Raw genomic sequence first — 24,866 nt, forward strand, 5'->3', positions numbered from 1 at the left:
CGCGGCGGGAGCGGGCATGGCCCCGTGGGCCCATCGTCTGCCCGCGTGGGATTGCCGGGGGTCAGCGGCGTGAGCGCGCGTGCTCCAGGTAGGCACGGACCAGGGGCGAGACGGGCAGGCGCAGGGCGGTGTCCAGGTCGATGAACGCCGCCCAGGTGACCTCGCGGTCATCGATGGTGAGCGTGGGCTCGTGGTCCACGTCGAGCTCGAGGAAGCGGACGTGGTCCTCCTTGTTCTCGGAGGTGCCCACGGTCTCGAAGACGGGGCGCAGGGAGGACACGTCCACGCGCAGGCCGACCTCCTCGTGCAGCTCGCGGGCGCCGGCCTGCTCGGGGGACTCGCCCCCGTCCATGCCCCCGCCGGGCATGCTGAGCGGGTGCTTGTAGGAGTTCTGGAGGAGCAGCACCCGGCCGGCGTGCCACACGCCGACGAAGACGCCCTGCGTCCTGGGGTGACGCACGAGCCAGTACAGCCGCGCCAGCGTGTACGCGCCCCGGTACCCCGTGCGCGCGAGCGCATCCACCCACCGCTTCACCGTGGCCTCCTTCCGGCGCAACCCGAGCCCCCGTCATAGCAGGGACGCGGCAAGGGCCCCTACCGGGCGCGGACCTCGGGCGGCACCTGCGCGAGCCAGCCCACCTCCAGCACGCCCCACAGGCCCAACAGGATGGCCTCCGCGGCGTCGTGGCGCAGCGAGGTCGGCTTCGGGGCGCCGGACCACGCGATGACCCTGCGCGCCAGTCCGTCCGCCGCGTCCTTCGCCTGTCCGCCACTGCGCTGCTCACGCGCGTACAGGAGCCGCTCGCGCCAGTCCTCGGCGGAGACGCGCAGCACGGGCAGCGCGCGCCGTGCGGACTCGCGCTCCCAGACGTCCGCCACGGGCCCGCCGCCCTCGAGGACGAGCCAGGCCAGCTCGCCCGAGCCCGCGAGGACCGAGGGCACCGCGCGCTTCAGCCGCGACTGGCTGCCGAAGTTCTGCGAGCGGTACGTCCGCAGCCGCCCATCCGGTCCGTACAGGGCGAGCCCCGAGCGCAGGCCCAGGTCCACGGCGAGCAGGCCCGGCAGGGAGGGCTCAGGAGACTCCATTGCGCCACGTGCAGCGGTAGGTGACGTCGGCGGAGGTGAAGCCCGCCACGGTGACGAGCGGCTGCACGGCGCCGGTGGCGCGCAGGCCCGCGCGCAGGGCGCCCTGGGTGAAGTAGCGGATGGGGCCGGCCTCGTTCATCCAGAGGTCCACCTCGTTGGAAGAGACATCCTCGATGCGGGCCTCGGTGTAGTTGTTGCCGGAGCGGAACATCTGCTGGGCGCGGCCCACGCCGCGTCGAGGGCCCAGAAGCTGGATGACGCTGAAGAGGGCGCGCCCCATCGCCGTCTCGCGGTAGCCATCCACCATGCGCTCACCCAGCAGGGCATAGCCCTCCTCGGGGGGCACGTCGGGGTGCAGCTCCTGGGCGGCGACGCGGACGGCGGAGCACCAGATGTCGAAGTCGTAGGCGGGCCGGAGCTTCTTCTTCAGGTCCAGGCCGACCTCGTGCAGGCGGTCTCGCAGGACGGGCGTGACGCGCCCCGCGAGTCCCCTCACGAAGAGCCCTTCGAAGGTGTGCTCGAAGACGAGCTTCTCCGGCATGTTCACCAGTGTACTCTGGACCCATCTGTCGTTGCAGCGGGGAACGAAAACACCATGGGTCTCCAACGAGAGCTGGCCGTGATGGCCATGAACGCGACGCCGCTTCCGGGCAAGACGAACTTCCTGGAGGAGCTGGGGTGGGTGACGCCGGTGCCGGCGGTCCGGGGCTCCATCGGGGCGGTGGCGCACGAGCCGTTCCTCGCGTTCGAGAACAAGCGGCTGTTCGACTTGCTGGTGGCCTTCACCATCGCGGACTTCCCGGACGACGTGGGGTGCTCGGACTACTTCAATCCGCACAGCCCCTGGTACAACGTGTTCTACGGCGCCTATGGCGTGCGCTCGTACAAGCGGGACGGCAACCCCTGGGGTTTCCGGAGCGATGGACGGGTGGACGTGGAGGAGATGCTGGAGATTCCGCGGCTGGACTACAACTTCCTGACGGCGGGGGAGCTGGGGTGCCCGGCGTCGCGGATGTGTTTCGAGCCGCTGGAGGTGACGACGGGGCGGCAGGGCGCGTGGCACAGCGCGGACGTGGCCTGTCTCATCCCCAGCGGGTTGCATCGCACCGAGGACGCGCAGGCGCCGGACCTGAGCTACTACGCGGTGTTCGGCGTGCCGGAGGAGGACTACCTCGCCGGTGGCCGGGAGAGCTACGAGCCGGTGAGGATGCGAGGGCGCATGTACTTCCGCCCCGTCGCCGAGCGCCTCACGCTGGTCTGGGGAGGACTGTGCCCGGACACGCCGGACGGCCAGGCGCTCATGCGCGCCATCCTCGACACGATGACGCCCGTGTACACGGGCGGGTAGGCCGCATATCGCCCAGGAGCCGACAGCGCGCCACCGATGCGTGGGTGCGCATCCTCGCGCGCCGGTAACCTTCACCAGATGGAACGAAGGACTGGCTCGGGAGTCGGGCGATACATCCTGGTCCTCTTCGTCTGCGGCCTTTTCGCCTGCGCCCATGTCGATGAGGGGAGTGGCGGTGGCTTCGGACGGAACAGCGCTGAAGCACGCATCACCCACCTGATTTCAGAGGGACGGTTCGCGGAAGCCGAAGCGCTGGTGTCCGAGTCAGCAGCCTCCGGACTCATCGAGTCCTCCGCCGCGACGGCCTTTCGCCGTCACATCGCGGACCTCTCGATGAAGCTCGGAGAGATTCCCGCCCGGCTCCAGCGCGTGCCGAACTTCCCCGCCAGGCTCAAGGACTTCACCCGGCACGATATCCAGAAGATGTACGACGCGGAGAACTTCACCCTCGCGACGAAGAAGGAGCTGCAGACGGCGCTCAAGCTCCTCAAAGATGTGGCGAAGGACAACTCGCGACTCCTTCAGAAGCAGTGAGCCCCATGCACCCGAGCCCGCACGACCTGCTGCGACTGCTGACCGAAGCCAAGCGCCTGGACTGGGGAAGTCCCGAGCAGCTCCGACTGCTCGAACGTCTGCGAACGAGCTGCCCTACCCACGTACCAGGGCTGCTCTTCTCCAGCCGGGCGCTCCTCTGGGGCAAGCCCGAGCCCACCGAGGACCCCGAGGCCTTCTTCGCCTCCGTCGAGCACATCCTGAACGAAGCCCTGGAGTCCTCCGACCGGAGTCCCGAGGCGCTCATCGGCATGGCCCGCTTCCAGAGCGTCGTCCGCGATTCGCCCCAGCAAGCAGAGGCCCTCTACCAGGAGGCCTCCACCAGGGCGTTGAGCACGCTCGAGGAGTCCTGGGCCGGCCTCATCGAATCCCTCGTGGAGCAGGGAAAGACCGAGGAGGCCGCGCGACTCGCCACCCGCGCGCGCGCCCTGTTCCCCGACTCCACCGCCATCGCCGAGGCCCACGGCTCCGGCGGACTCGACAAATGAACAGGGCCCGAGCCAACCGCCTCGGGCCCCGTGTTTCATGCAGACGGTGTCACGCGGCCTGACTGGGCCCGGACTCCACCGGCTTCACGGCGGGCCCGGCCGCGGGCGTCTTCTTGCGACCCCAGCGCCCCACCCGCTCCATCGCCGCGAACACCACCGGCACCACCAGCAGCGTCAGGAACGTGGATGTGATGACGCCGCCAATCACCGAGATGGCCATGGGCGCCCGGAACTCCGAGCCCGTCCCCGTGCCCACCGCCGTCGGCACCATGGCAATCGCCATCGCCGCGCTCGTCATCAGGATCGGACGCAACCGGCGAGGCCCCGCCTTCATCAGCGCCTCGTCCACCGAGTCACCCTCGCGCAGGTGCTGCAACGCTCCGTCGATGAGCAGAATCGCGTTCTTCGTCACCAATCCCATCAACAGGATGATGCCAATCATCGCGCCCATCGACAGGTGGTAGCCCGTCAGCACCAATCCCAACAACGCGCCCACCAGCGCCAGCGGCAAGGACGCCATGATGGTGAACGGGTGCTTGAAGGACTCGAACTGGCTCGCCAGCACCATGTAGATGAACACGAACGCCAGCATGAAGGCCGTGCCGAACGCCTCGTTCTGCTCATCCATGCTCTTCATCTGGCCGTCGTAGACAATCGTGTACCCCGGCGGCAGCGGCGCCAGCGCCACCTGCTCCTTCAGCTTCGCCGCGATGTTGCCCAGCGCCGCGCCCTTGCCCAGCTGTGAGAACACGGCAATCTGCCGCTCGCGGTTCTCGTGCTCGATGACGCTCGGCCCATCCCGCAGCTCCACGCTCGCCACGTCCGTCACCGGCCTCAGACCCCGGGGCGTGAACACCTCCAGCTGCCGCACCCGCTCCGGCGTGCTCCGGTCCTTCTCCGCCAGCCGCACCCGGATGTCCGTCTCCGTCGTGCCCTCGCGCAGCTTCGCCACCACGTCGCCGCCAATCGCCAGCCGCAGCTGCGTCGCCAGCCCCGCAGCGTTGATGTCCGCGTCGCTCGCCCGCGCCCGGTCGATGTGCACCTGGAGCTCCGGCTTGGGCGGATTCGCCTCCACCCGCACGTCCGCCGTCCCCTCCAGCTTGCGCAGGATGTCGGCGATTCGCTCCGCCTCCACCTGCACCCGCGCCAGGTCCGGCCCCGTCACCCGCACCATGATGGGATAGAAGTCCCCCCCCATGCCCTCGAGGATGGGCGGGTCGCTCAGGTTCACCCGCGTGGCCACCAGCCCCGTGAGCAGCTCGCGCGCCTCCTCCTTCAACTGCGGGATGCCCTTGGTGCGCTCGCCCTTGCCCACCGTCAGCACGCGCAGCCGAGCCTTGTTCACGTCGCCGTTGGTGCCCACCACCGAGTAGACCGCCGTCACCTCCGGCAGCTTGCGCAGCAACTCCTCCGCCTCCCCCGTGCGCGACTCCGTCTCCGCGATGCTCGCCGAGTCCGGCAGCTGCAAATCCACCATGAACTGCGAGCGGTCCTCCGCCGACAGGAACTCCAACCCCAGCCGGCTCGACGCGCCGAACGACACCACCAGCACCACCACGGTGATGCCCGTCGTCAGCCACTTGTGCGCGAGCACCCAGCGCAGGATGCGCTCGTACACGCGCTCCGTGCCGTCCAGGAAGGCGCGCAGCCACGCCGCCACCGCGTTGTCCTGGTGCACCTCGCCCGGCCTGCGCTGCTTGGCGAGCCGCGCCGACAGCATCGGGTCCAGCGTGAAGGAGATGAACAGCGAGATGAGCACGGCGACCGAAATCGTGATGCCGAACTGCTTGAAGAACTGACCGACGATGCCCGGCATGAACGCCACCGGCACGAACACCGCCACCAGCGACAGCGTCGTCGCCAGCACCGCGAGGCCGACGTCGCGCGTGCCGTTCGCCGCCGCGCTCATCGGGTCCTCGCCCTTCTCCAGCCGGTGGGTGATCGCCTCGCGCACCACCACCGCGTCGTCGATGAGCAGACCGATGGCCAGCGACAACCCCAGGAGCGTCATCTGGTTGAGCGTGTAGTCCAAGAGGTACATCGCGAAGAACGTCCCCAGCACCGACGTGGGCAGCGCCAGCGCGGAGATGAACGTGCCGCGACCATCCAGCAGGAACAGCAGGATGATGAGCACCGCCATCGCGCCGCCGAAGATGAGCGCCACCCACACCTCGTGCGCGTTCTCCTTGATGAGGTCCGACTGGTCGATGAGCAGCCGCGCCGTGAAGCCCTGCCCCACCTCCGGCCCCATGTCCTTGAGCACGCGCTTGACGTTGTCGCTCACCGCCATGGTGTTGGAGCCCGGCTGCTTCACCACGTCCAGGATGACGGCGTCCTGCCCGTTGAGCCGCGCCACCGTGCGCCGCTCCGCCACCCCGTCCGTCACCGTCGCAATCTCCTCCAGCCGCACCTGCGCGCCCGTGCGGCTGCGCGCCACCGGCAACCGGCGGATCTCCTCCACGTCCTTGAACTGCCCCAGCGAGCGCACCGTCAGCTCGCTCGAGCCCAGCTGCAGCCGGCCCGCCGGCAGGTCCAGGTTCTCCGCCCCCACCCGCTGCGCGATCTCCAGCGGGGACACGCCCGCCGAGCGCGCCTTGTCCAGGTCCAGGTCGATTTGAATCTCGCGCGTGTCGCCGCCCGTGATTCGCACCTCCGCCACGCCCTCCAGCTGCGCGAGCGCGGGCTTGATGCGGTCATCGATGAGCCGGCGCAAATCCTGGGAGCGCAGGTCCGCGGACACCGCGTACGTGAGGATGGGCGTGGCCGACAGGTCCACCCGGCCCACCACCGGCGCGTCCGCCGTCTGAGGCAGCTTGTTGGCGATGCCCGCCACCTTGTCGCGCACCTCCTGCACCGCGCGGTCGATGTTGGTGGACAGCTTGAACTGCACCACCACCGTGCTCAGGTTCTCGCGGCTCCAGGAGTGGATCTTGTCCACGCCGCTGATGCCCGCGACGGCATCCTCGATGGGCTTGACGACCTGGGTCTCGATTTCGCCCGGACCCGCGCCCTTGTAGACGGTGCTGACGACCACGACGGGGAAGGCCACGTCCGGATACAGGTCCGTGCCCAGCCGCCCCAGGCCCATCAGGCCGAGGACGACGAGGCACAGCGACAGCATCGTGGTGAAGACGGGCCGACGGATGGAGACGTCGCTCAGGAGCATGGCGGCGTCCCTCTACTTCACGGTGACGCGCGAGCCCTGCGACAGGCTCGGCGTGGGGTGGTCGATGACCGACTCGAACTCGGAGCGCGCCAGCACCACCACCTCGCGCTCGCGCCGCTCCAGCACCTGCACGTCCACCCGCTTCACCTCGCCGCCCGAGCCGACGATGAGCACGTGGTCCCCGTTCGCCGAGGACAGCGCCGAGCCCGGCACCACCCGCGCGTCCTGGTCATCCCCCAGTTGGAGCACCGCGCGCGCCAGCGTGTGCGCCACGAAGCGGCCGTCCGCGTTGGGCACCGCCAGCTCCACCGGCACCCGACGCGTGGCCGGGTCCGCGGAGGGCAGGATGGTGCGCACCACCGCGTCCTCGGTGAAGGCGCCGCCGGCGATGGACTCCACCCGCACCTTCTGGCCGGGCTTGAGCCGGGCGCGCAGCGACTCCGCCACCGTCGTCTTGAGCAGGAGCGTGTCCAGCCGCTCCAGGTTGAACAGCGGCGTGCCCGGCCCCACCGTGGCGCCCGTCTGCTCCGGCGCGTCGATGAGCGTCCCCTCGAAGGGCGCCTTCAAGTCGTGCCGCCGCCGGGCCGCCCGCGCCTGCGCCAGCTGCGCCTTGGCCGCGAGCAGCTGCGCCTGGGCCTGCGCCGCCTGCGCCGCGGTGGAGCGGTTCTGCAAATCACTCACCCCGCCCTCCTTCTGCAGCGTCTGGTTGCGCGCGGCCACGTCCGCGGCCATGTCCGCCCCGGCCTGCGCCGCCGCCACCGCGGCCTCCGCCTGCGCCACCTGCGCGTCGGCAATCTCCACGTCCAATTGCCCCAGCACGTCCCCCTTCTTCACCACCGTCCCCTTGCCCACCTTCACCGCGGCCAGCCGCCCGCCCACCTCGAAGCCCACCTGGAGCATCTGCGCGGGGAACAGCGTGCCCGTCACCTCCTCGCGCGGCGCGGCCTTCACCGTGCGCGCGGACACCAGCTTCACGGAGGGCGGCGCGGCCTCCGTCTTCGCTCCGGCGGCGGGCGTGGAGGACGCATCCGCGCGGGAGCAGGCGGACACGGACAGCGTCGCGGCGACGAGCCCCGCCATGGCGAGCGCCCTGGGGGCGCGGGGGTTGCTGGGGAGGTTCACGGACGTTTCCTCGGGGTGTGACGGGTCTTCGCGCGGGCGGGTGCCCGTCGCGTGGAAGTCTTGGGCCGCTGCGCGCGCGCCGGAGTCCGGGCGGGAGCGGGCGTCTCGAAGCGCGGCACCGTGCCGCCTTCACACAGGCGCTGGAGCGTGTGGGCCCAGGCCGTCAGGTCCGGCTTCTCCTGCAAGTGCACCATGCGCTGCGCGAGCAGCACGAACGCGCCGACGATGAACGAGGCGAACAGCCGCGCGTCCATCTCCTGGTCCACCGCGCCCGCCGCTTGAAGCCGCCGGAAGTCGCTCGCCACGCGCTCCACCTGCGCGTCCGTCATGCGCCACAAGAGCGACTCGAAGGGCGTGCCCTGGCTGCCGTTGACGAGCACCGCGACGATGTCCCGGTGCGCCCACATCAGCTCGAGCGACTCCAGGTCGAAGTCGATTTCGGTCTGGAAGAAGCACTGGTAGCGCTCGGTGCGCTCCAGCCTGTCCCGGGGGCCCGGCAGCCCGTGCTCGCGCAGGTGGCGCTCCATCGCCTCCATCCGCCGCGCGTTCATCGCGTTGAGCCGCGTCTCGAACGACGTCAGCACCTGGGCGAACAGCGCCTCCTTCGACTCGAAGTGCAGATAGAAGGCGCCCTTGGAGAGGCCACACGCGGCGGTGATGTCCTCGATGCGCGCCCCGCGCAGCCCCTTGCGGGCGAACTCCGCGCGGGCGGCGGTCATCAGGGCTTCCCTGGCATGGGGGTCCGCGGGTCTCGGCATGACGGACCCGTTACTAACCCGCCAGTCAGTAATGACGCAAGGTGAGTGAACGGCGGGTCAGAAACCCCACCGTCAGTCCACCTGCGAGGCCGGGCTCACGGCTGGGGAGTACCCGCTCCCACACGCGACAGGGCGGTGCACAGCGGACACGCGGCGGGGCCGTGGGGCACGTCGCGGCGGTGCAGGTCCAGCACGGCGCGGGAGATTTCCGCCAGCTCGCGGCGCACCTCGCGCCGGGCGCCCTTCACGCGGGCGATGCTCATGTCGTCGTACTGGGTCGTCTGGTGGCGCATCCAGGCGATGACGGCCGCCTCGGCGCGGCGCTCCACGGGGATGCGCTCCGTGCGGGCCACGGTGCCGCTGCCCACGGGGGTGGCGTGCGCGGAGACGAGCACGGCCAGCTTCTTGGCGTGGGCAAGCCACGCGGGGGAGAAGGCGAGGAAGCGCAGGACGCTGTTGGCGAAGTCGACCTCGTACTGCTCCTGCTCGCGGGCGCGGCGGTCGCGGCCGGCGGCCAGCTTCCTGGCGTAGGCGGGGGTGGCGCGCTCGGCGTCCAGCGCGGCCTTGGCCTGGAGGATGTGCGGCTCGGGGGCCCACACACCCCGGGAGAAGAGCTTGCGGCCCACCTTCTCCACCACCGTCCAGGTGGGGCCCGCGGCCTTCACGCGGCGGGTGAGCCCGGCGTCACCGGGAGGCAGCAGGACCCAGCCCTCCGGCACGGAGAGCACGCGGCCATCCGGGGCGCGCACGCGGCGGGGGTCCGAGGTGGGGGCGAACGTCAGGGATTCGGGCATGGCGGTGTCCGGGGGGCGGCTCACATAGCACGGGCGGGTCCAAAGCCTGCTAAATGGCGCCTCGCGCCCTGGCGGTCCGGGCGCGGGAGACACTCTTCGCGTGGGAAGTGCCGGCATGTCCCTCCTCAGGCTCACCTTCCTCGGCACCTCCGCCGCCCAGCCCACCCTGCACCGCAACCTGTCGGGCCTCGCGGTGAAGGCGGACACGGACCTGCTGCTGTTCGACTGCGGAGAGGGCAGCCAGCGGCAGATGGTGCGCTTCGGCACCGGCTTCACGGTGGACGCGGTCTTCTTCACGCACTTCCACGCCGACCACTACCTGGGAATCATCGGCTTCTTGCGCACGCTGGGGATGATGGGGCGCGAGCACGCCATCCACCTGTACGGCCCGCCACCGGCCCGGCGCCTGTTGCACCAGGCGGTGCACCTGGGCGTGGAGGCCATGTCCTTCCCCGTCGAAATCCACGAGGTGAAGGACGGCGACGTGGTGCGGCGCAACGGGTACGCGCTGCACGCCATCGGCGTGGACCACCGCATCAACGCGCTGGCGTACGCGCTGGTGGAGGACGAGCGGCCGGGGCGCTTCAACCTGGAGAAGGCGCGCGAGCTGGGCGTGCCGCCGGGGCCCAGCTTCGGCAAGCTGCAGAAGGGCGAGAGCGTCACGCTGGAGGACGGGCGCGTGGTGAAGCCCGAGGACGTGCTGGGCGCGCCTCGGCCGGGGCGCAAGCTGGTCATCTCCGGGGACACGCGGCCGTGCGCCGCGGTGGTGAAGGCGGCCCAGGACGCGGACCTGCTCATCCACGAGTCCACCTTCTCCGATGACGAGCAGGCGCGGGCGCTGGAGACGCATCACTCCACGGCGCGCGAGGCGGCGCGGGTGGCGAGGGAGGCGGGAGCGCGCCGGCTGGTGCTCACCCACCTGTCCAGCCGCCACGACACGGACCCCGCGAAGCTGCTCGCGCAGGCGCGCGAGGAGTACAAGGGGCCCTGTGAGGTGGCGTACGACGGCTTCACCCTGGAGCTGCCGCTGCGCGACTGACGCGCGGCGGCTCCTCGGGGACGCCGGGCTTCGTTACTGGATCTTCTCCGCCTCGGCGCGCAGGGCGGTGGCCGACTCGGCGTCCACCTTCTGCAGGAGCTCCCACTCCATCTCCGGGTCGCGGTTGAAGGTGGTGCCGTCCGCGCGGGGAGCCGGGTCGTTGAACTCCGACTGCTGACGGCCGCCGCTCTGGGCGCCGCGGGACTCGGTGGACAGCTGCTTGTAGTACTCGATGGCGCACTGGCCGGGGCCGCGCTCGACGGCCTTCACCAGGTAGCGCACCTGGGTGGTGCCCAGCGACGAGGGGGCGCCGTGCATGAGCCACTCGGTGGACGCCTCGAAGCCGTCCTTGCCCGCGCGCATCGAGTAGCCCTTCTCCTTGAGGAGGGCCAGCGCCTGCGGCCAGACCTCGGCGGCGGGCTTGCGGTAGACGTGGGCACGCGCCTTGTCGTTGAGGAAGGCCTCGCGGCGGCGGCCGGCGCAGCCGGTGGCGGACGTCAGACAGAGGGCGGCGACGACGAGCAACGACAACGCCCCGAGGCGGGACTGGGACGGGTTCATGCGCTTGACTCCAGGGAATGTGAGACGGCCGGAACATCCCTCACCGCTGCCCCGTCGCCAAGTCCCCGGGGGGAAGGTTGCCGGGGACAACCATCTCATCGCGGCGGTCTACGCTCGGCGTGTGGGCTGGGGCGGGTGTGTGCCCACGTGTTCGAGGATCTGCGCGGAAACCAGGGCGGGCGCCTCCAGGGGAGCGAAGTGGCCCACGCCTGGGAGGAAGCGCACCTGGGGAGGCAGCTCGAACCAGGGCTCCAGGTCGTGGGTGAGCTCGCGGCCCAGGGCGCGGTCCTCCTCGGCCCAGACCAGGCGGAAGGGGGCGCGGATGAGGGGGTAGTCCTGGAGGAGGCGGCGGGCGCCGTTGGGGGTGAGGAGGTCTCGGAAGGACTGGCGGTAGTAATCCACGGCGGCGCGGGCGGCGTCCGGGTGGGAGAGGTTCTGGGCGTAGGGGGCGAGGCGCGCGTCGCTGACCTGGGAGCTCCGGGCCATGCCCGCGCGGATGAGGCCCGGGACGCGGGCGCCGTTGTTCGCGGAGAGGGCGCGCTCGGGGAGCCAGGGGAGCTGGAAGAAGAACATGTACCAGGAGCGGCGCAGCTGGGCGGGGCGCCAGATGCGGCGCAGCAGGACGGAGGGGTGGGGGCAGTTGACGACGGTGAGGGTGGCGACGATGTCCGGTCGGGTGGCGGCCAGGTGGTAGGCGATGCCGCCGCCCCAGTCGTGGCCCACGAGGTGGATGGGGCGGTCGGGCTGGAGGTGGCGGGCGAGCTGGTAGATGTCCTCGGCGAGCGTGTCGAGGTCGTAGCCCTGTCGGGGACGGTCCGTGCCGCCATAGCCGCGCAGGTCCGGGGCCACGGCGTGATAGCCCGCCGCGCCGAGCACGGGCAGCACGTCACGCCAGCTCTCCGACAGCTCGGGGAAGCCGTGCAGCAGGAGGATGAGCGGACCGTCCGCGGGCCCTGCCTCCAAGGCCTGCATGCGCAGCGACGCCAGGGGAATGGACAACGAGGCGAGCGCGGGGGTGTCGGTGTCCATGAGGACGCAAGCTAGCAGTCCGAGAGATGGGGCGGACTCATGCGGAAGGCCTTGCGTCCATGACTCATCAACGGGCGAAGAGTCCTGGACTCACTCATCCTGAGTGCAAGAACAACCGGCTCGGCAAGAGCCCGTATAGCATCCGTTGCATGACCATCCGGCCGCTCCTGTTGGCCTTGGGTGTATGCCTGACGTCCGCGTGCGGCTCCGCGACAGTAGGAGCTGTCGGCCCTCCCGCGTCCGCAAAATGGGAGGGGCCTCCGGTGACGACTCCGGATGGCGGCACCGTGCGCTACGCCATCTATTACGGCCCCTGGCTGTGCAATGCGCGCTGGATGGCCCAGTGCGAGCGCCGATGCGCAGCCGAAGGTCGCATGCTCCTTGGCTGCATCTGGCTCGCGGACCTCAAGGGCGACTGGTCCGGCCGGTGGGCGTATCTCCCCGCTGAGGCTGGCAGTCGCTACGCGCTGACGCATTGCTGCTGCGATTACACGACCGTCAACCCGGAGAGCAGCCGCCAGCTCTGGGCCGCAGCGCGCGATGCGTATCGTGCCGCATGGGCCACTGAGTTCGGTGAGTGGCCCGTCACTTCATCCGGTCACAACTGGCCAGGGCATCACATCCGTGACCTGGCCCACGGAGGCCATCCCACAGACCCTCGCAACGTCATGCCCGTGCCGGACAACGTCCACAAGACCATCACCAGCGCCTATCCTCAGTGCTACTCCCGCGGCGGTCGATGGTCCGCCATCGGGCCCGACCTTCCCTACAGCGACTGAGCCATGCCCCCGAAGCTCGACCAACTCATCGACACCGTGGTGCGTGAGCACTACCCGCACCCGCCGGCCACGGAGCGCGACATCGCCGAGTTCGAGGCACGCGCCGGTTGGCGACTCGGCCCCGAGCTGCGTGCCTTCTATCTGCGCTGCAATGGCGCGGAGCTGTTCCGACCGCTCCCCAATGCCAACTACTCCATCCAGTCCCTCGCGGAGATTGCGCGCGCACGCGTGAGGATGCGCGACGTCGACGACGACAGCATGGGCCCCGCCAGTTGGTGGACGCTCGTGGACTGCCAGGACAGTGACTTCATCCTCGTGGATGTGTCCCAGTCCGCGCCGTACCCAATGCTCGACGCGTACCACGAGACCTATCCGCAGGTCCGACAGGTGGCCGCGTCGCTCCAGGAGTTCCTCTCCAGGGCGCTGGCCAGCGGCGACAAGCTCTACTGGCTCCAGAACAACTAGCGCCCATGCCGAACGCTCGGTCTTCGTGAGCAGACTGGCCCCCGACCACCGGGTGCGCCAGAGTGTCGCGCGCCCGCCCCAGGCTCGGGGCGGCCCTCCATCCAGACAGGTGCGCGAAACGATGCTGCGACGAATCGGCGGGCTCCTCGGTGCCGTACTGTTCCTCTCCCTCCTCGGCGGCTGCACGCGGAACACTCCGCGCCCGGACCCCGCGGGCACCTCCGTCTACGTAGCCGCGCGCGTGCGCACCCTCGACCCGGGCCGCCCCATCGTCGAGGCCCTCGCCGTCCGCGACGGCAAGGTGCTCGCCACCGGCACCCGTGACGAGGTCCTCGCCGCCGCCGGTCCCGGCGCCCGCGTCGTCGACCTGGGCTCCGCCACCATCGTCCCCGGCCTCACCGACTCGCACGGACACCTGTCCTCGCTCGGTCAATGGGAGGCCACCGTCACCCTGCTCGGCGCCACCACCAAGCAGGAGGCCCTCGCCCGCGTCGCCAACGCGCCAAGCACCTCCTACCAGGGCGAGTGGCTCGTCGGACAAGGCTGGGACCAGAACGACTGGCCCGAGAAGACCTTCCCCACCCGCCAGGACCTCGACGCCAAACACCCGCGCACGCCCGTGTACCTCACGCGCATCGACGGCCACGCCGCCTGGGTCAACAGCGAGGCGCTGCGCCGCGCGAACATCACCCGCGCCACCCAGGACCCCAACGGCGGCCGCATCCTCCGCGACGCCAACGGCGAGCCCACCGGCATCCTCGTCGACAACGCCATCGGCCTGATTCACGCCGTCCTGCCGCCCCTCACCGAGGCCGAGCGCACCGCGCAGCTCACCGCCGCCCTCAACCGCGCCGCCCGCGTGGGCCTCACCGGCGTGCACGACGCCGGCATGGACCTGGCCACCTTCCAGCTGCTCCAGCGCCTGGACAAGGAAGGCAAGCTGCCCCTGCGCGTCTACGCCATGGCCGACGGCCAGGCCCCCGAGCGCGCCGAGTTCCTGCGCATGGGCCCCTACCAGGGCGAGCGCCTCACCCTGCGCGCGGTGAAGCTCGTGCTGGACGGAGCGCTCGGCAGCCGTGGCGCCGCCCTGCACCAGGACTACAGCGACGAGCCCGGCCACCGCGGCCTCTTGCTCCTCACCCCCGAGGAGTACGAGAAGCGCGTCACCGACTTCATGCGCGCCGGCTTCCAGGTCTGCACCCACGCCATCGGCGACCGCGCCAACACCCTGGTCCTCGACACCCTCGCGCGCGCGATGCAGGCCACGTCCACCCAAGCGGGCCGCCACCGCGTGGAGCACGCGCAAATCATGGGCCTGGATGACATCACCCGCCTGGGCCGCATCGGCCTCATCGCCAGCGTGCAGCCCACGCACGCCACCAGCGACATGCCCTGGGCCGAGGCGCGAGTGGGCCCCGAGCGCATCCGCGGCGCCTACGCATGGCAGCGCCTGAAGTCCTCCGGCGCCGTGCTCGCCCTGGGCAGCGACTTCCCCGTGGAGCGCCCCGACGTGCTCGCCGGCCTGTACGCCGCGCGCACCCGTCAGGACGCGCGCGGCACGCCCGAGGGCGGCTGGTACGCCGACCAGCGTCTCAGCGGACAGGAGGCCCTGGAGGGCTTCACCGTGGGCGCCGCCTACGCCTCCTTCGCCGAGGCGCGCCGTGGCCGCCTGCAGCCCGGCATGGACGCGGACTTCGTCGCCCTGTCCGTGGACCCCGTGGACGCGCCCGTCTCCGAGCTGCCCGGCGCCCAGGTCCACCTCACCGTGGTGGGCGGTGATGAAGTCCACCGCTCCACCCCGTGAGCCGTGATTAGAGGTTCGACACCAGGCTGAGCGACTGGACGCGGCGGTGCAGCTCCTCCTGCGCCGCCTGTCGCTCCTTCACCAGCCGCTCCAGCTCGCGGGCGATGGCCTCCAGCCGGTCCTCCTGCTCGTTGAGCTTGGCCACGAAGCGCTCGGCCAGCTCCCGCTGCGACACGCCGCTCTTGAGCGACTCGATGTTGGAGCGGATGCGCTCCTGGTCCTTGAAGAGCTGCGCGCGCTCCTGGGTGAGCTGCTGCTCGTCGCGCGTGAGCGTGGCCACGCGCTCGCGGATGGCAATCACCTCCCGCAGCGCGTCCGACATCGCCTTGTCCACGTAGCGCTGCGACAGGAAGAAGGCCACGTCGTCCGGGCCCACCGAGGACAGCGCGTAGTGCCGATGGCCCGTGGTGCGCTCGGACACCACGAACGTCTCCTGCGCGCCCGCGGCCAGCGTCCGCTTGAAGCGCCAGAAGCCGTCCGTCGTCTCCTCGGGCGCGGGCATGTCCTTGGCCAGCTCCCAGCCGATGCGCGGGTGCTCGATGAACAGCACCTGCGGCCGGGGCGCCTTGTTGCGCACCACGTACGTCGTGCGCCGCACGTTGTGGTACTCCGCCATCAGGCTGCCGTGGCTCACCACCACGCGGAAGACGGGCCCGTCCTCGGCGCCCTCCTCCACCGTGACGACGCAGCCCAGCTCCACCGCGTACGGCACGAAGCGCGTGTCCTGCGGCTTCATCGTGTCGAGCATCGCCTCGCCCACGTAGCGCTCGTCCTCCGTCACCGTCACCGGGCCGCCCTCCAGCGTCAGGCCCGTGGTGTTCTTCAGCTCGATGCACGCCATCGGGTTCTTCTCGCGCGTGGCCCGGTTGTAGAGCAGCACCCGACGCCCCTCGAACGGCTTGTGCAGGATGGGCACCAGTGCGCTCTGGTTGCGGTGCACCGTCACCGGCCGGTCCACGCCGTACTCGAACAAGTCCCCCACGTCCTTCGTCAGCGTCGTCACCTTCGAGCCCTGCTGCTCGAGCACATCGCGCAGCCGAGGCCCACCAGGACCACCGGAGGTCGCTCCGCCCTTGCTTCGCATCAGCGAGCGGGAGCGGCCCGGCGCCATCGCCGGCGCGGGCGCCAGCTCGGCCATCATCGGCATGGCATCACTCTCTTCATCCATCACGGCCGGGGCGCTCGCGTAGCTCTCCTCCGGAATCACCGGCGCGGCGGCGGCCTCCGTCCTCACCTCCACCACGGGGCGCTTCATGTAGCGGGGGTTGTAGAGGTCGTGCACGAACGACACCGGCAGGCCCGCGACGAGCGCCAGCTCCACGTCCACCCAGTCCTCGTCCCCCGTGTTGTCCACCAGCGCCCAGCCCTGGAGCAGCGGCGACTCGCCCTCGTCCAGGAGGATGCGGTAGCTCGTCTTCCACACCGGCGCTTCCACCACGTAGCTGACGAACACCTCGCGCTCACCCTCGCCCGCGGTGAGGATGCTCATGCGCTTGCTGTCCTTCTTGTACGAGGACAGCACCGTGGACAGATAGAACTCCAAATCCTTGCGCACCGCCTCGTCGAGGAACTCCAGCTCGGTGATGTCGAGCACGTCGAACGTGCGCAGCGACGCACCCACCAGCAGCGACAGGAAGGGGCGCACCACGCTCGTCTCACCGGCGGCCACCGCGAGCGACTCCAGGCCGATGATGGCGCCCTCCACCTGACCGCCGCCCACGCGCGCCCGCACGCGCGCGCCCTTGATCTGCCCGAGCAGCGCCGTGAGGCTGCCGTCCTCCGGGATGCGGATGGTGGCCTCCGCGAGCAGCTGCTCCAGCGGCTTCGTCGAGTCGTAGCTCACCGCCGACACCGAGCCGCCCGACAGGTCCAACACCGTCAGCGACTTGAGCACGTCGTTCATGTCCCGCGCCTTGAAGTCCAGGTGCAGGGTGTCGCTGCCCGTCACGCTCCCCCGGCGCTCGAAGTACCCGACGCCATGCTTGTAGAGGACGACCCGGCGGATGGAGAGAGGTGTGGGCATGAGCGAGGAAACTCCAGGAAGTTGGGGATGACCTGTCCCCCGGTGTATCAAGCCCCGCCTGGGGTCGCGCAATGCCGCGCGAGGCCCTTCTCGTGAGGTGACGCCCGAATGCGAAAGCCCTCCGCTTCCTTCCTGTCCCGCTCCGCGCTCCTGTGCGCGACGCTGACGCTCGGCTCCGGCTGTGAGAGCACGAAGCCCCGCGCCGCGGGCCCCACTGATGGTGTGCCGGTGACGCAAGGCGGCACGTCCGGGAGCGCCACGGACACGCCCACGGGCACCGCCGCGCCCGAGGCTCCTGCCTCGACGAAGGGGACCTCTGCCTGGCACCGCGCCCGGGTGGGCGACCAGGTCGTCTATTCGTTCTCCGCGATTCGCACGCCGCCGCGCGACGCGCAGGGTGGCTCGGCCGCGGCGGGCCAGTTGACGCTGGAGGTCGCGGCGGTGGAGAGCTCGCGCGTGTGGCTGACGTTGACGCTCCAGAGCGACAAGGGCGGTGAGCTGACGCAGCCCCGGCTGTCGCGGCGGCTGGCGATTCCCATGCGCGTGGAGGCCTCCCGGCCGCTGGAGGTGGCGCGCGAGGGCACCGCGACGTCCGAGCAGCCCACGGCCGCGGGCCGCACCTGGGAGGCCAAGCGTTATCTTCGCGACAATCGTCCGGTGGATGGTCCACTGGAGAACCGGCTGTACGCGGTGGACGCGGGGCCGCTGTATCTGACGAACGGGCTGCTCGACGCGAGCACCACGCTGTCGGGCTTCGGCGGCGCGGGCAGCCATCAGCTCACGCTGGTGTCGATGCGCCAGGGCCAGGAGGGCGCGGGCATGGCGCCGGACCTGGAGTGGCCGCTGGGCCCTGGCACGTGGTTCGACCGGGAGATGGAGTCGGAGGGCACGAAGACGGTGCTGCGCACGTGCCAGTCGGCGGAGGCCGGTTACGTGCTGCGCACGGAGGCGCCGGTGAACCCCGCGACGGACGAGGCGCCGTGCCAGGACTTCTCGCAGGCGAGCGTGATGCCGCTGGAGGAGGTGCTGCTGTCGTTCATCTCGCTGGGGCTGGAGCCCAAGCAGTGGCCGCCCGCGGTCCCCAACTCTGCGCCGGCCGTGCGCGAGACGCTGGCGGTGGGCACCAAGCGGGTGCCGGTGCTCCAGGTGGACGCGAACGAGGGGCCGACGAACGCGAAGCAGGTGCGCACGCTGCTGTTCGCCGCGGACCCGTGGGAGAAGACGCTCGGCGGGCTGGCGCACGAGGCGCGGTTCGAGCCGCTGTCGGACTTCACCTATCGCGTCTCGTCCAAGGGCAAGCGTGAGTCCCAGGGTGGCGCGAAGCTGACGGGCTTCGGTGCGTGGCAGCCGTGACGGCGCTGTACACGGTGGTCATCGAGGTGGAGCCCGGCGCGGAGGCTGCGTGGAACCAGTGGCACGAGGGGACGCACGTCCCCGAGGTGCTGCGCGAGCCGGGGTTCCTGGGGTGCCGCAAGTGGAAGGACACGGAGCGGGCCCCGGATGGCTGGGCCCGGTACGTGTGTCACTTCGAGCTGGCCAGTGAGGCGGACTTCCAGCGCTACACCACGAGCGACGCGGCGAAGCACCTGCGCGCGGAGTCGCTCGCGCGCTTCGGGACGGTGACGCGGCACTCGCGGCAGGTGTTGACCGAGGTGAAGCGGTTCTGACGGTGCACGAGGGCTCCCTGCGTCGCGAGACACGGGAGCCCTCGCGGACTCAGTACAGGTTCTTCTTGTAGTCCTGCTCCAGCGCCCAGCTGAGCATCCTCCTGGACACGAGGGCGCGCACCGTCGCGGCGGCGGCGCCCTTCTGGGGGCTGCGCCGGACATGGTCGACGAACACATCCGCCATCTTGGGGAGCTGGCTCGCGGGCACGTGACGCGCGGTGTCCCACAGCCCCGCGTCGACGATGGCCTGACTGGCGTGGAGACGCGCCGCGTGGGACTCCAGCAGCAGCGCCATCTTCGGCACCTTGCCCTCGACGGTCATCGAGGCCAGCAGCGAGGGCTCGGTGGAGAGCGAGGCGACGCCGGAGACCTCCAGGAAGCGCGTCTCGCCAGGGATGAGCGCGAGCAGCGCCACGCGGGATTGTTCGAGGACGTTGTGGAACGTGTCCGTGCGACGGTTGCCGGGACGGTCGGGCACGGCGACGCGCGTGCCGTCGAGTCGGAGGAAGCCCGTGGGGTCGCCCTTGGGGCTCACGTCCGCGAAGCCCTGCGCGTCCCACGAAGCCAGCGCGACGAAGGGCGTGCGTGACAGCCAGTCGTGCACCTCGGGGTCACCACTCCAGGTGCCCGCGGCGCGAGTGTCCGAGGTCGCGGGCTTCGGTGACTTCCAAAGTCCCGAGCGGATGATGGCCTTCGCGCAGTGCACGAAGGCTTCTTCCACGGTGACGTGCAGGGTGTGTCCTTCGAGCGTCGCGTGCCCGTTCACCCGCAGCGTCTCGCCCAGGCCCGGGATGAAGAACAGCAGGCCACAGCCCACGGTGGGGTTGAGCGGGATGGGCGCGTCCAGCCGCAGCTCCAGGTGCGTCGCGTCCACGACGCGAGCGAACCCCAAGGGCCCACCCGCCGCCGTCGCGCGCCCCTGCCCGTCCACGTCGACATAGCCGAGCACCACGAACGATGAACACGCCAGCAGTTTGACGCAGTGGTCGTCCAGCGAGTCCAACGACTTGAGCATCACGCCCAACGGGCGGGAGCCCACCACCCCTTCGAGCGCCTCGACTGTCTGGACCCGTGCCATGGACCCAAGCATACAAATTTGAGATTGACTTGCAAAGTCACAAACTTCAACCAGGTCGCTTGGAGGTGGCCCCGCCGGCCCGGCAAGCCCGCCAGGGCGCTGCGCCGGCTCACGCGCCGCCACCCGCGACAGGAATGCGCGGGGCGGGAGTCCGTCTCCCGCCAGCGGCCGCGTCACGCGCAGAGATTGCGCGCGATGACACGTGGGAAGTACCCCACCGACCCGGAGGGCAAATCCAACCGGAGATAGACATACCCGCTCGGAGACACGTCGCCGGACAGCTGGCCTGAAACGTCCAGGCGCCGGAAGCCGAGCGACTCCAGGGTCGAAAGCGACGTCGAATGCCCCGCGCGGACGGAGGTCTCCAGGTGCCGCAGTCCATCCAGCCTGACGCCCTGGCGGATGAGCTCCGACAGGGTCCAGTGCTCCGCGCCATTCTGGCGATGCTGCGCCACGATGGAGCAGCACACGCGGGCGTAGTGCTCCTCCCGGCGGATGTGGGTCAGCGCCGCGAGGCCGATGACGCCGTTGCCCCGCTCGGCCACGGCATACAACCGGGTCCCCTCCGCCGCGCTCCACCGCCCTGGCGGACGTCCTCCCGCCTCGGGCCGCCACCACCCGAAGAACTCCTCGACGTCCGGCTCCTCCAACAACATCCGAGCCGCCACCAGGACCGCGGTCCCCGCCACATCCATCGGAATGAGCTGACGCTCATGCATACAGGCTTCCCCCCTTCACCCCTGGGAGACTTCAAGGGACATGCCAGGAGGCCCCCCAAGGCGCGTCCCGCGAGTCCTCCGAGGGAGGGCGTCGAGGAGTGACGCACCCGCGTGCCTCTCGCACGCACATGACACCGCGTCCTTAAGGGAAAACCCGTGCGTCCTTCATGGCACAGCGTGTCCCCCGCGACACGGAGCGTGCCGGGCTCTACCCCCCCGCGCGTGCTCGCTCGTCGAACAGTCCACGCAGCCCATCCACGAGCACGTTCGCCCCCGTGGTCTTGCCCACCGTGTCGAGGGAATCCCGGAGCGCGCCGAACAGCGCGCGCGAGTGCTCCGGGTTCCGCTCGGCCCGGTCGATGACGTGGCCCACACGTCCAACCTGGTCCTTCCACGTCGCCAGCACCCCCTCGTACGCCGCGGTGACAGGCAGGGCGCTGTCGACCAGCATGTGGACCAGCGCGATGACGTCCGCGAAGTCATACGTCCGCGTCTTCGCGTCATAGAAGTCCTCCAGGTGCACGGAGTCGTGCGCGAACCAGAAGCGCACGAAGTCCGCCGCCGTCTTCTTCGCGGCCTCCAGGTCGACCTCGACCAACGGATGCAACGCCTTGTCCACCTCCGTGATGAGCGAGTCCTTGATGCTCACCCGCTGCAAGCCCCGACTGTCGAAGGCCCGCGTCGGCAACGCGCGCAGGAAGGTCCCGTTGAACTCCACCACCTCCAGCTTCGGCAACCGCGTGAGCACCTCGGGGAAGTCCCGCAGCACCTTCACCTGCCGCCAGCTCCCGAACGAGGCGCGCACGTACGAATAGGGATTGTTGACGAGGTTGATGCTCCGCAGCTCCGTGCAGCGCGCCAGGGACTCCGGCAGCCGCCAGAGGCAGTTCGCCTCCAGGTCCAGGTGGACGAGCTTCCCCAACTCCCCCACCGACTCCGGCAGTTCCTGCAGCCCGTTGCCTCCCAGCCGGAGCTCTCGCAGCTCCGTCAGCAACCCCAGCTCCTCGGGCAGCCTGCGCAGCTTGTTCCCCGACAGGTCCAGCGTTTCCAACCGACGGAACTGGAACAGCTCCGCCGGCAGGGCGCGGAGGTTCTTGCGGCTCAGCACCAGGCTCTTGAGCTTCTCCGGCGCCTCCAGCTTCTTCGCCATCTGCTTGCGGAACTCGGCGCGGACACTCACCGGCGCCTCGAGCAGGTTCGGCTTCCCCTCCGCCAGCCGCTTGCGCGCGAGCGACAGGTCCACCTGCCCCTCCGGCTTCTTGAGCACCCCCGTCACGAAGACACCCGAGGCCTCATGCGGGTCACTCACCTCCTCCACACCGTCCACCACTCGGAACACACTCGCGCCCCACCCCAGGAAGCGCATCGCGTTCAGCGTCCCCGCCACGCTCACCGTGTGCTCGGTCGCCACGATGCGCGCGTCCAGGTCGCCGCCCACATCGACGAGCCCGTGGTTGTAGACGCCGATGAGCTCGCCCGTACGGACGCTCCCATCGACCCGGACCTGGGAGCCACCCACGCCGATACCCCGGGCGACCAGCGCGCCTCCCACCTGCAGGAAGGGCCCCGTGTCGTCCTCGAAGTTGAGCAGGCAGCCCTCGACGGTGAGCGCGCCGCGCACCCACAGCCCCACCAACGGGGCCTGCGCGTCCTGCTCCGGCGCCAGCAACCCGAACCCGTCGTCCAGGATGAGGTCGTGCGGAATGACGAGGTCACCGTCATGCACCAGCACCCGGCCCTCGGCGTCGCCCGCGACCTTCAGCTCGGCGCGCACCTGCTCGACAGGCACGGCGCGAAAGCCCAGCTCCGAGGCGAAGTACCCCTTCTCCACCTTCGCGCGCAGGCTCTTCTCGCAGAAGGCCATCGCCTCGGCCTCGGTCTCGAACGTCTTCTCGGCCTGCTTCGACTTCCCACCCAGCGGGCCCTCGCGGAACGTCACCGCCGCGCCAGCCCGCTCGAAGGACCAGGCGCGTACCGCCCCCTTCTCACGGGCGACGAGGGACAGGGATGCGCGAGGAGAGGGAGCGGACAGGGAGGAGTTCGACATTCCTCCCTATACCAACTCCCTCGCAGGCCTGAACGGCTGTTCGCTCACTGCTCCGCGACGGAGAGCTTCACGTCGATGTTGCCGCGCGTGGCGCGCGAGTACGGGCACACCTCGTGCGCCGCGTGCATCAGCTTCTCCGCCTCGTCACGGGGGATGCCCGGCAGGATGCCCTTCAGCTCCACCGCCAGCCCGAAGCCCCCGTCCGGCGTCTTCCCAATCGTCACCGACGCGGTGATGCCCACCTCGGGCCCCAGCTTCCTGCCCGCCTTGCCCGCCACCAGCCGCAGCGCGCTCTCGAAGCACGAGGAATACCCCGCCGCGAACAGCTGCTCCGGGTTCGTCGCCGCCCCACCCGCGCCGCCCAGCTCCTTCGGCATCGCCAGCGGCAAATCGATGACCTGGTCCGAGGACTGGACCTTGCCCGACCGGCCTCCGTGGGCGGTGGCGTGGGCGGTGTACAGCGGCGAAATCGTGACGGGAGCCATGGCTTGTTCTCCTGGAAGTTCGGGGTCGCTTCTTTCCGGCCCCATTTATCTAGGGCACAATTCAATCGCGCGCAATCAATTCGGACCGGAAAAAGGCCCCTGCCACCGCGAAACCCGCGGAAGACAGGGGCCGGATATCCACCACCCGACCGTTCAGGACCCGGAGGACGTCCGGGCCCCGGGGCGCTTCAGCGGCCCGCGACGGTGGCGGGGGGCGTGGTGACGAACTCCTCGGCGGCCTTCACGGCGGCGGCGATGTCCAGCTTGCCGCCCGTGCTGACCTTGCCCTTGAGGTCCGGGTCGAGCTCCACCGTCTGCACCAGCAGGTCGCGCACCTGGGCGGCCGTCAGGTCCGGGTTCGCGGCGAACATCAGGGCCGCGGCGCCCGCCACCGTGGGGGTGGCCATGGACGTGCCGCTCATCTTCTCCCAGTCGCCGCCGGGCACGGTGCTCAGGACGTTCTCGCCCACCGCGGCCAGCTCCACCACCTTGTCGCCGTGCGAGGAGAAGCGCGCCAGCTTGTCGTTGCGCTGGTCCATGGCCGCCACGGTGATGACGTTGGGCAGGTCGATGTTGGCCGGGAAGTCCTGCACGTTGTTCATGTTGCTGCCGTTGCCGTTGGCCGTGGCCGCGACCAGCAGGATGTCCGCGTCCGCCAGCTTCTGCACGGCGGCCTTCCAGCGCGCCTGCGAGGCCGCGTCGCGGTACTCGTCACCGAAGCTCGCGTTGAGCGCGCGCACGTTGACGCCGTGGTTCTCCTTCATGTTGACGATGTAGTCCACGCCGCGCTCGAAGTTGGTGAGCAGGTCCGCGCCGTCGTACAGGCCGCCGATGCTCATCACCTTCGCCTTGCCGGCGGCGATGCCCGTGTTGCCCTCGCCGTTGTCCTCGGCCGCGATGATGCCCGCCACGTGCGTGCCGTGGTCCGTGCCCTGGCCCTTCATCACGTCGCCGCTGTTGAAGCCGACGTTGTAGCCGTGGATGTCGTCCTTCACGCCGTTGCCGTCGTTGTCGATTCCGTCGCCGGCAATCTCGTTCGGGTTGGTCCACATCGCGCTGTCGAGGTCGCTGTGCTTGAAGTCCACGCCGCCGTCGAACACCGCGATGACCGGGTCACCCGTGGGGCGCGGGGGCTTGGGGTCCACCGGGTCCGTGCCCGGCGCCTTGCCCGTGGCCTCCAGGCCCCAGCTCTTCAGCGTGCCGGTGTCCGCGCGCGCCTTGTCCTCGACGGACAGCGTCCAGGTGCCCTTGGCCGACTCGCCCTTGAACGTGGTGCTCAGGTCGAACGAGCCCTTCACGTCGTCCGCGCTGCCACCCTGGCGGTTGGACACCGTCGCCGTCTTGCCGGACGGGCTGGTCACCTTCACCACCAGGTCGCCCCGGTACGAGTGCGCCAGGTCCAGGTTCAGCTTCAGCGAGTCGAGCGAGACGTCCTTGTCGAAGCTCACCGTGGACGTCACCGTCGCCAGGTCCTTCACCGCCGCGTTGGGCGTGGCGGACGCCGTCAGCGTCACCGGCGTGGAGGTGTCACGGCCGGCCAGCGTGGCCTTGCTCGGGCCGAAGGCGAACGCCGTGGCCGGCAGCACCGGGGCGTTCGGGTCCGGGCGGTGACCGGTGGGACGGTCCACGAAGTTCGAGGGCCGCGCCGACTTGGCCGACTCGAAGCCGTCCGTGCCGTTCTTGCCGGGCCGGGCCACCACGCGCTCCGCGGCGGGCGTCGCGGGCGCCTCCGGACGAGCAGCCTCCCCGGTACGGGTGGTGGGCGACGGCAGCGACAGGGGCTTGCGGGTGACGGTCATGTTGGCGGCTCCGGGGGGAAGCGGAATCAACGACTGTCCCTGATTGTCGCAGCTCGT

The 24,866-nt window shown here is 70.3% G+C and carries 24 protein-coding genes; 9 read left to right on the forward strand and 15 right to left on the reverse strand.

What is annotated here, in order from left to right:
* Positions 1 to 61: 61 nt before the first annotated feature.
* The 3 genes from OWM54_RS17420 to OWM54_RS17430 are packed head-to-tail and all read right to left on the reverse strand — an operon-like array spanning position 62 to position 1,627.
* Complete coding sequence (locus OWM54_RS17420; protein ID WP_267698236.1) at positions 62 to 535, reverse strand: NUDIX hydrolase; 474 nt, start codon at positions 533 to 535, stop codon at positions 62 to 64.
* Between the two features lie 59 nt (positions 536 to 594).
* Positions 595 to 1,086, reverse strand: coding sequence for a hypothetical protein (locus OWM54_RS17425; protein ID WP_223749219.1), 492 nt, complete (start codon positions 1,084 to 1,086; stop codon positions 595 to 597).
* Positions 1,073 to 1,627 (reverse strand): DUF2378 family protein, encoded by a 555-nt coding sequence (locus tag OWM54_RS17430; protein WP_223749218.1) that lies wholly within the window; start codon positions 1,625 to 1,627, stop codon positions 1,073 to 1,075. The genes OWM54_RS17425 and OWM54_RS17430 overlap by 14 nt, the downstream gene beginning before the upstream one ends.
* Positions 1,628 to 1,681: 54 nt before the next feature.
* On the opposite strand from OWM54_RS17430, the gene OWM54_RS17435 reads away from it, so the two are divergent.
* From OWM54_RS17435 to OWM54_RS17445, 3 genes are all read left to right on the forward strand, one after another.
* A complete protein-coding gene (locus OWM54_RS17435) occupies positions 1,682 to 2,434 on the forward strand; it encodes a hypothetical protein (RefSeq protein WP_267698237.1) in 753 nt (250 codons plus the stop codon).
* A 255-nt stretch (positions 2,435 to 2,689) separates the two neighbouring features.
* A complete protein-coding gene (locus OWM54_RS17440) occupies positions 2,690 to 2,968 on the forward strand; it encodes a hypothetical protein (protein WP_267698238.1) in 279 nt (92 codons plus the stop codon).
* 5 nt (positions 2,969 to 2,973) lie between these two features.
* Positions 2,974 to 3,474, forward strand: a complete 501-nt coding sequence (locus OWM54_RS17445; protein ID WP_267698239.1) for a hypothetical protein — start codon at positions 2,974 to 2,976, stop codon at positions 3,472 to 3,474.
* Positions 3,475 to 3,523: 49 nt separating this feature from the next.
* On the opposite strand, the gene OWM54_RS17450 is transcribed toward OWM54_RS17445, so the two are convergent.
* The 4 genes from OWM54_RS17450 to OWM54_RS17465 form a co-directional block, all read right to left on the reverse strand.
* Positions 3,524 to 6,640 (reverse strand): efflux RND transporter permease subunit, encoded by a 3,117-nt coding sequence (locus OWM54_RS17450; protein WP_267698240.1) that lies wholly within the window; start codon positions 6,638 to 6,640, stop codon positions 3,524 to 3,526.
* A gap of 12 nt (positions 6,641 to 6,652) precedes the next feature.
* On the reverse strand, positions 6,653 to 7,720 hold the full coding sequence (locus OWM54_RS17455) for an efflux RND transporter periplasmic adaptor subunit (protein ID WP_267701139.1): 1,068 nt from the start codon (positions 7,718 to 7,720) through the stop codon (positions 6,653 to 6,655).
* A gap of 38 nt (positions 7,721 to 7,758) precedes the next feature.
* Positions 7,759 to 8,481 (reverse strand): TetR/AcrR family transcriptional regulator, encoded by a 723-nt coding sequence (locus tag OWM54_RS17460; RefSeq protein ID WP_267698241.1) that lies wholly within the window; start codon positions 8,479 to 8,481, stop codon positions 7,759 to 7,761.
* Between the two features lie 134 nt (positions 8,482 to 8,615).
* The gene (locus tag OWM54_RS17465) at positions 8,616 to 9,314 is read right to left on the reverse strand and encodes a DUF2293 domain-containing protein (RefSeq protein WP_267698242.1); all 699 of its coding nucleotides are present in this window, start codon (positions 9,312 to 9,314) and stop codon (positions 8,616 to 8,618) included.
* 115 nt (positions 9,315 to 9,429) lie between these two features.
* Between OWM54_RS17465 and rnz the strand changes: the two genes are divergently transcribed.
* Complete coding sequence (rnz, locus tag OWM54_RS17470) at positions 9,430 to 10,353, forward strand: ribonuclease Z (protein WP_267698243.1); 924 nt, start codon at positions 9,430 to 9,432, stop codon at positions 10,351 to 10,353.
* Between the two features lie 33 nt (positions 10,354 to 10,386).
* On the opposite strand, the gene OWM54_RS17475 is transcribed toward rnz, so the two are convergent.
* On the reverse strand, positions 10,387 to 10,914 hold the full coding sequence (locus OWM54_RS17475; RefSeq protein WP_267698244.1) for a hypothetical protein: 528 nt from the start codon (positions 10,912 to 10,914) through the stop codon (positions 10,387 to 10,389).
* Positions 10,915 to 11,022: 108 nt separating this feature from the next.
* Positions 11,023 to 11,943: an alpha/beta fold hydrolase gene (locus OWM54_RS17480; protein WP_324289129.1), complete on the reverse strand. Its 921-nt coding sequence runs from the start codon at positions 11,941 to 11,943 to the stop codon at positions 11,023 to 11,025.
* Between the two features lie 263 nt (positions 11,944 to 12,206).
* On the opposite strand from OWM54_RS17480, the gene OWM54_RS17485 reads away from it, so the two are divergent.
* The 3 genes from OWM54_RS17485 to OWM54_RS17495 all read left to right on the forward strand — a co-directional run bounded on the left by OWM54_RS17485 (position 12,207) and on the right by OWM54_RS17495 (position 14,991).
* Positions 12,207 to 12,722, forward strand: a complete 516-nt coding sequence (locus OWM54_RS17485) for a hypothetical protein (RefSeq protein ID WP_267698245.1) — start codon at positions 12,207 to 12,209, stop codon at positions 12,720 to 12,722.
* Positions 12,723 to 12,725: 3 nt separating this feature from the next.
* Entirely contained in the window at positions 12,726 to 13,187 is a 462-nt protein-coding gene (locus tag OWM54_RS17490; RefSeq protein WP_223749210.1) for an SMI1/KNR4 family protein, read from the forward strand.
* A gap of 121 nt (positions 13,188 to 13,308) precedes the next feature.
* Positions 13,309 to 14,991 carry an amidohydrolase gene (locus OWM54_RS17495; protein ID WP_267698246.1) on the forward strand — a complete coding sequence of 561 codons (1,683 nt, stop codon included), beginning with the start codon at positions 13,309 to 13,311 and terminating at the stop codon, positions 14,989 to 14,991.
* Between the two features lie 7 nt (positions 14,992 to 14,998).
* Here OWM54_RS17495 and OWM54_RS17500 read toward each other — a convergent pair whose 3' ends face one another.
* Positions 14,999 to 17,014 (reverse strand): hypothetical protein, encoded by a 2,016-nt coding sequence (locus OWM54_RS17500; protein ID WP_267698247.1) that lies wholly within the window; start codon positions 17,012 to 17,014, stop codon positions 14,999 to 15,001.
* 108 nt (positions 17,015 to 17,122) lie between these two features.
* Between OWM54_RS17500 and OWM54_RS17505 the strand changes: the two genes are divergently transcribed.
* Complete coding sequence (locus OWM54_RS17505) at positions 17,123 to 18,367, forward strand: DUF6068 family protein (protein WP_267698248.1); 1,245 nt, start codon at positions 17,123 to 17,125, stop codon at positions 18,365 to 18,367.
* Positions 18,355 to 18,681 carry a DUF4286 family protein gene (locus OWM54_RS17510; protein ID WP_267698249.1) on the forward strand — a complete coding sequence of 109 codons (327 nt, stop codon included), beginning with the start codon at positions 18,355 to 18,357 and terminating at the stop codon, positions 18,679 to 18,681. Before OWM54_RS17505 ends, OWM54_RS17510 begins: the two co-directional genes overlap by 13 nt.
* Before the next feature lie 49 nt (positions 18,682 to 18,730).
* Here OWM54_RS17510 and OWM54_RS17515 read toward each other — a convergent pair whose 3' ends face one another.
* The 5 genes from OWM54_RS17515 to OWM54_RS17535 form a co-directional block, all read right to left on the reverse strand.
* Positions 18,731 to 19,759 (reverse strand): pyridoxamine 5'-phosphate oxidase family protein, encoded by a 1,029-nt coding sequence (locus tag OWM54_RS17515; protein ID WP_267698250.1) that lies wholly within the window; start codon positions 19,757 to 19,759, stop codon positions 18,731 to 18,733.
* 173 nt (positions 19,760 to 19,932) lie between these two features.
* Positions 19,933 to 20,478: a GNAT family N-acetyltransferase gene (locus OWM54_RS17520; RefSeq protein WP_267698251.1), complete on the reverse strand. Its 546-nt coding sequence runs from the start codon at positions 20,476 to 20,478 to the stop codon at positions 19,933 to 19,935.
* 208 nt (positions 20,479 to 20,686) lie between these two features.
* The gene (locus OWM54_RS17525; RefSeq protein WP_267698252.1) at positions 20,687 to 22,525 is read right to left on the reverse strand and encodes a hypothetical protein; all 1,839 of its coding nucleotides are present in this window, start codon (positions 22,523 to 22,525) and stop codon (positions 20,687 to 20,689) included.
* Between the two features lie 44 nt (positions 22,526 to 22,569).
* Positions 22,570 to 23,010 (reverse strand): organic hydroperoxide resistance protein, encoded by a 441-nt coding sequence (locus tag OWM54_RS17530; RefSeq protein WP_223749202.1) that lies wholly within the window; start codon positions 23,008 to 23,010, stop codon positions 22,570 to 22,572.
* Between the two features lie 188 nt (positions 23,011 to 23,198).
* Positions 23,199 to 24,809, reverse strand: a complete 1,611-nt coding sequence (locus OWM54_RS17535; protein WP_223749201.1) for a S8 family serine peptidase — start codon at positions 24,807 to 24,809, stop codon at positions 23,199 to 23,201.
* Positions 24,810 to 24,866 lie beyond the last annotated feature (57 nt).

The sequence above is a fragment of the Myxococcus sp. MISCRS1 genome (assembly GCF_026626605.1).
Taxonomy (GTDB): Bacteria; Myxococcota; Myxococcia; order Myxococcales; family Myxococcaceae; genus Myxococcus; species Myxococcus fulvus.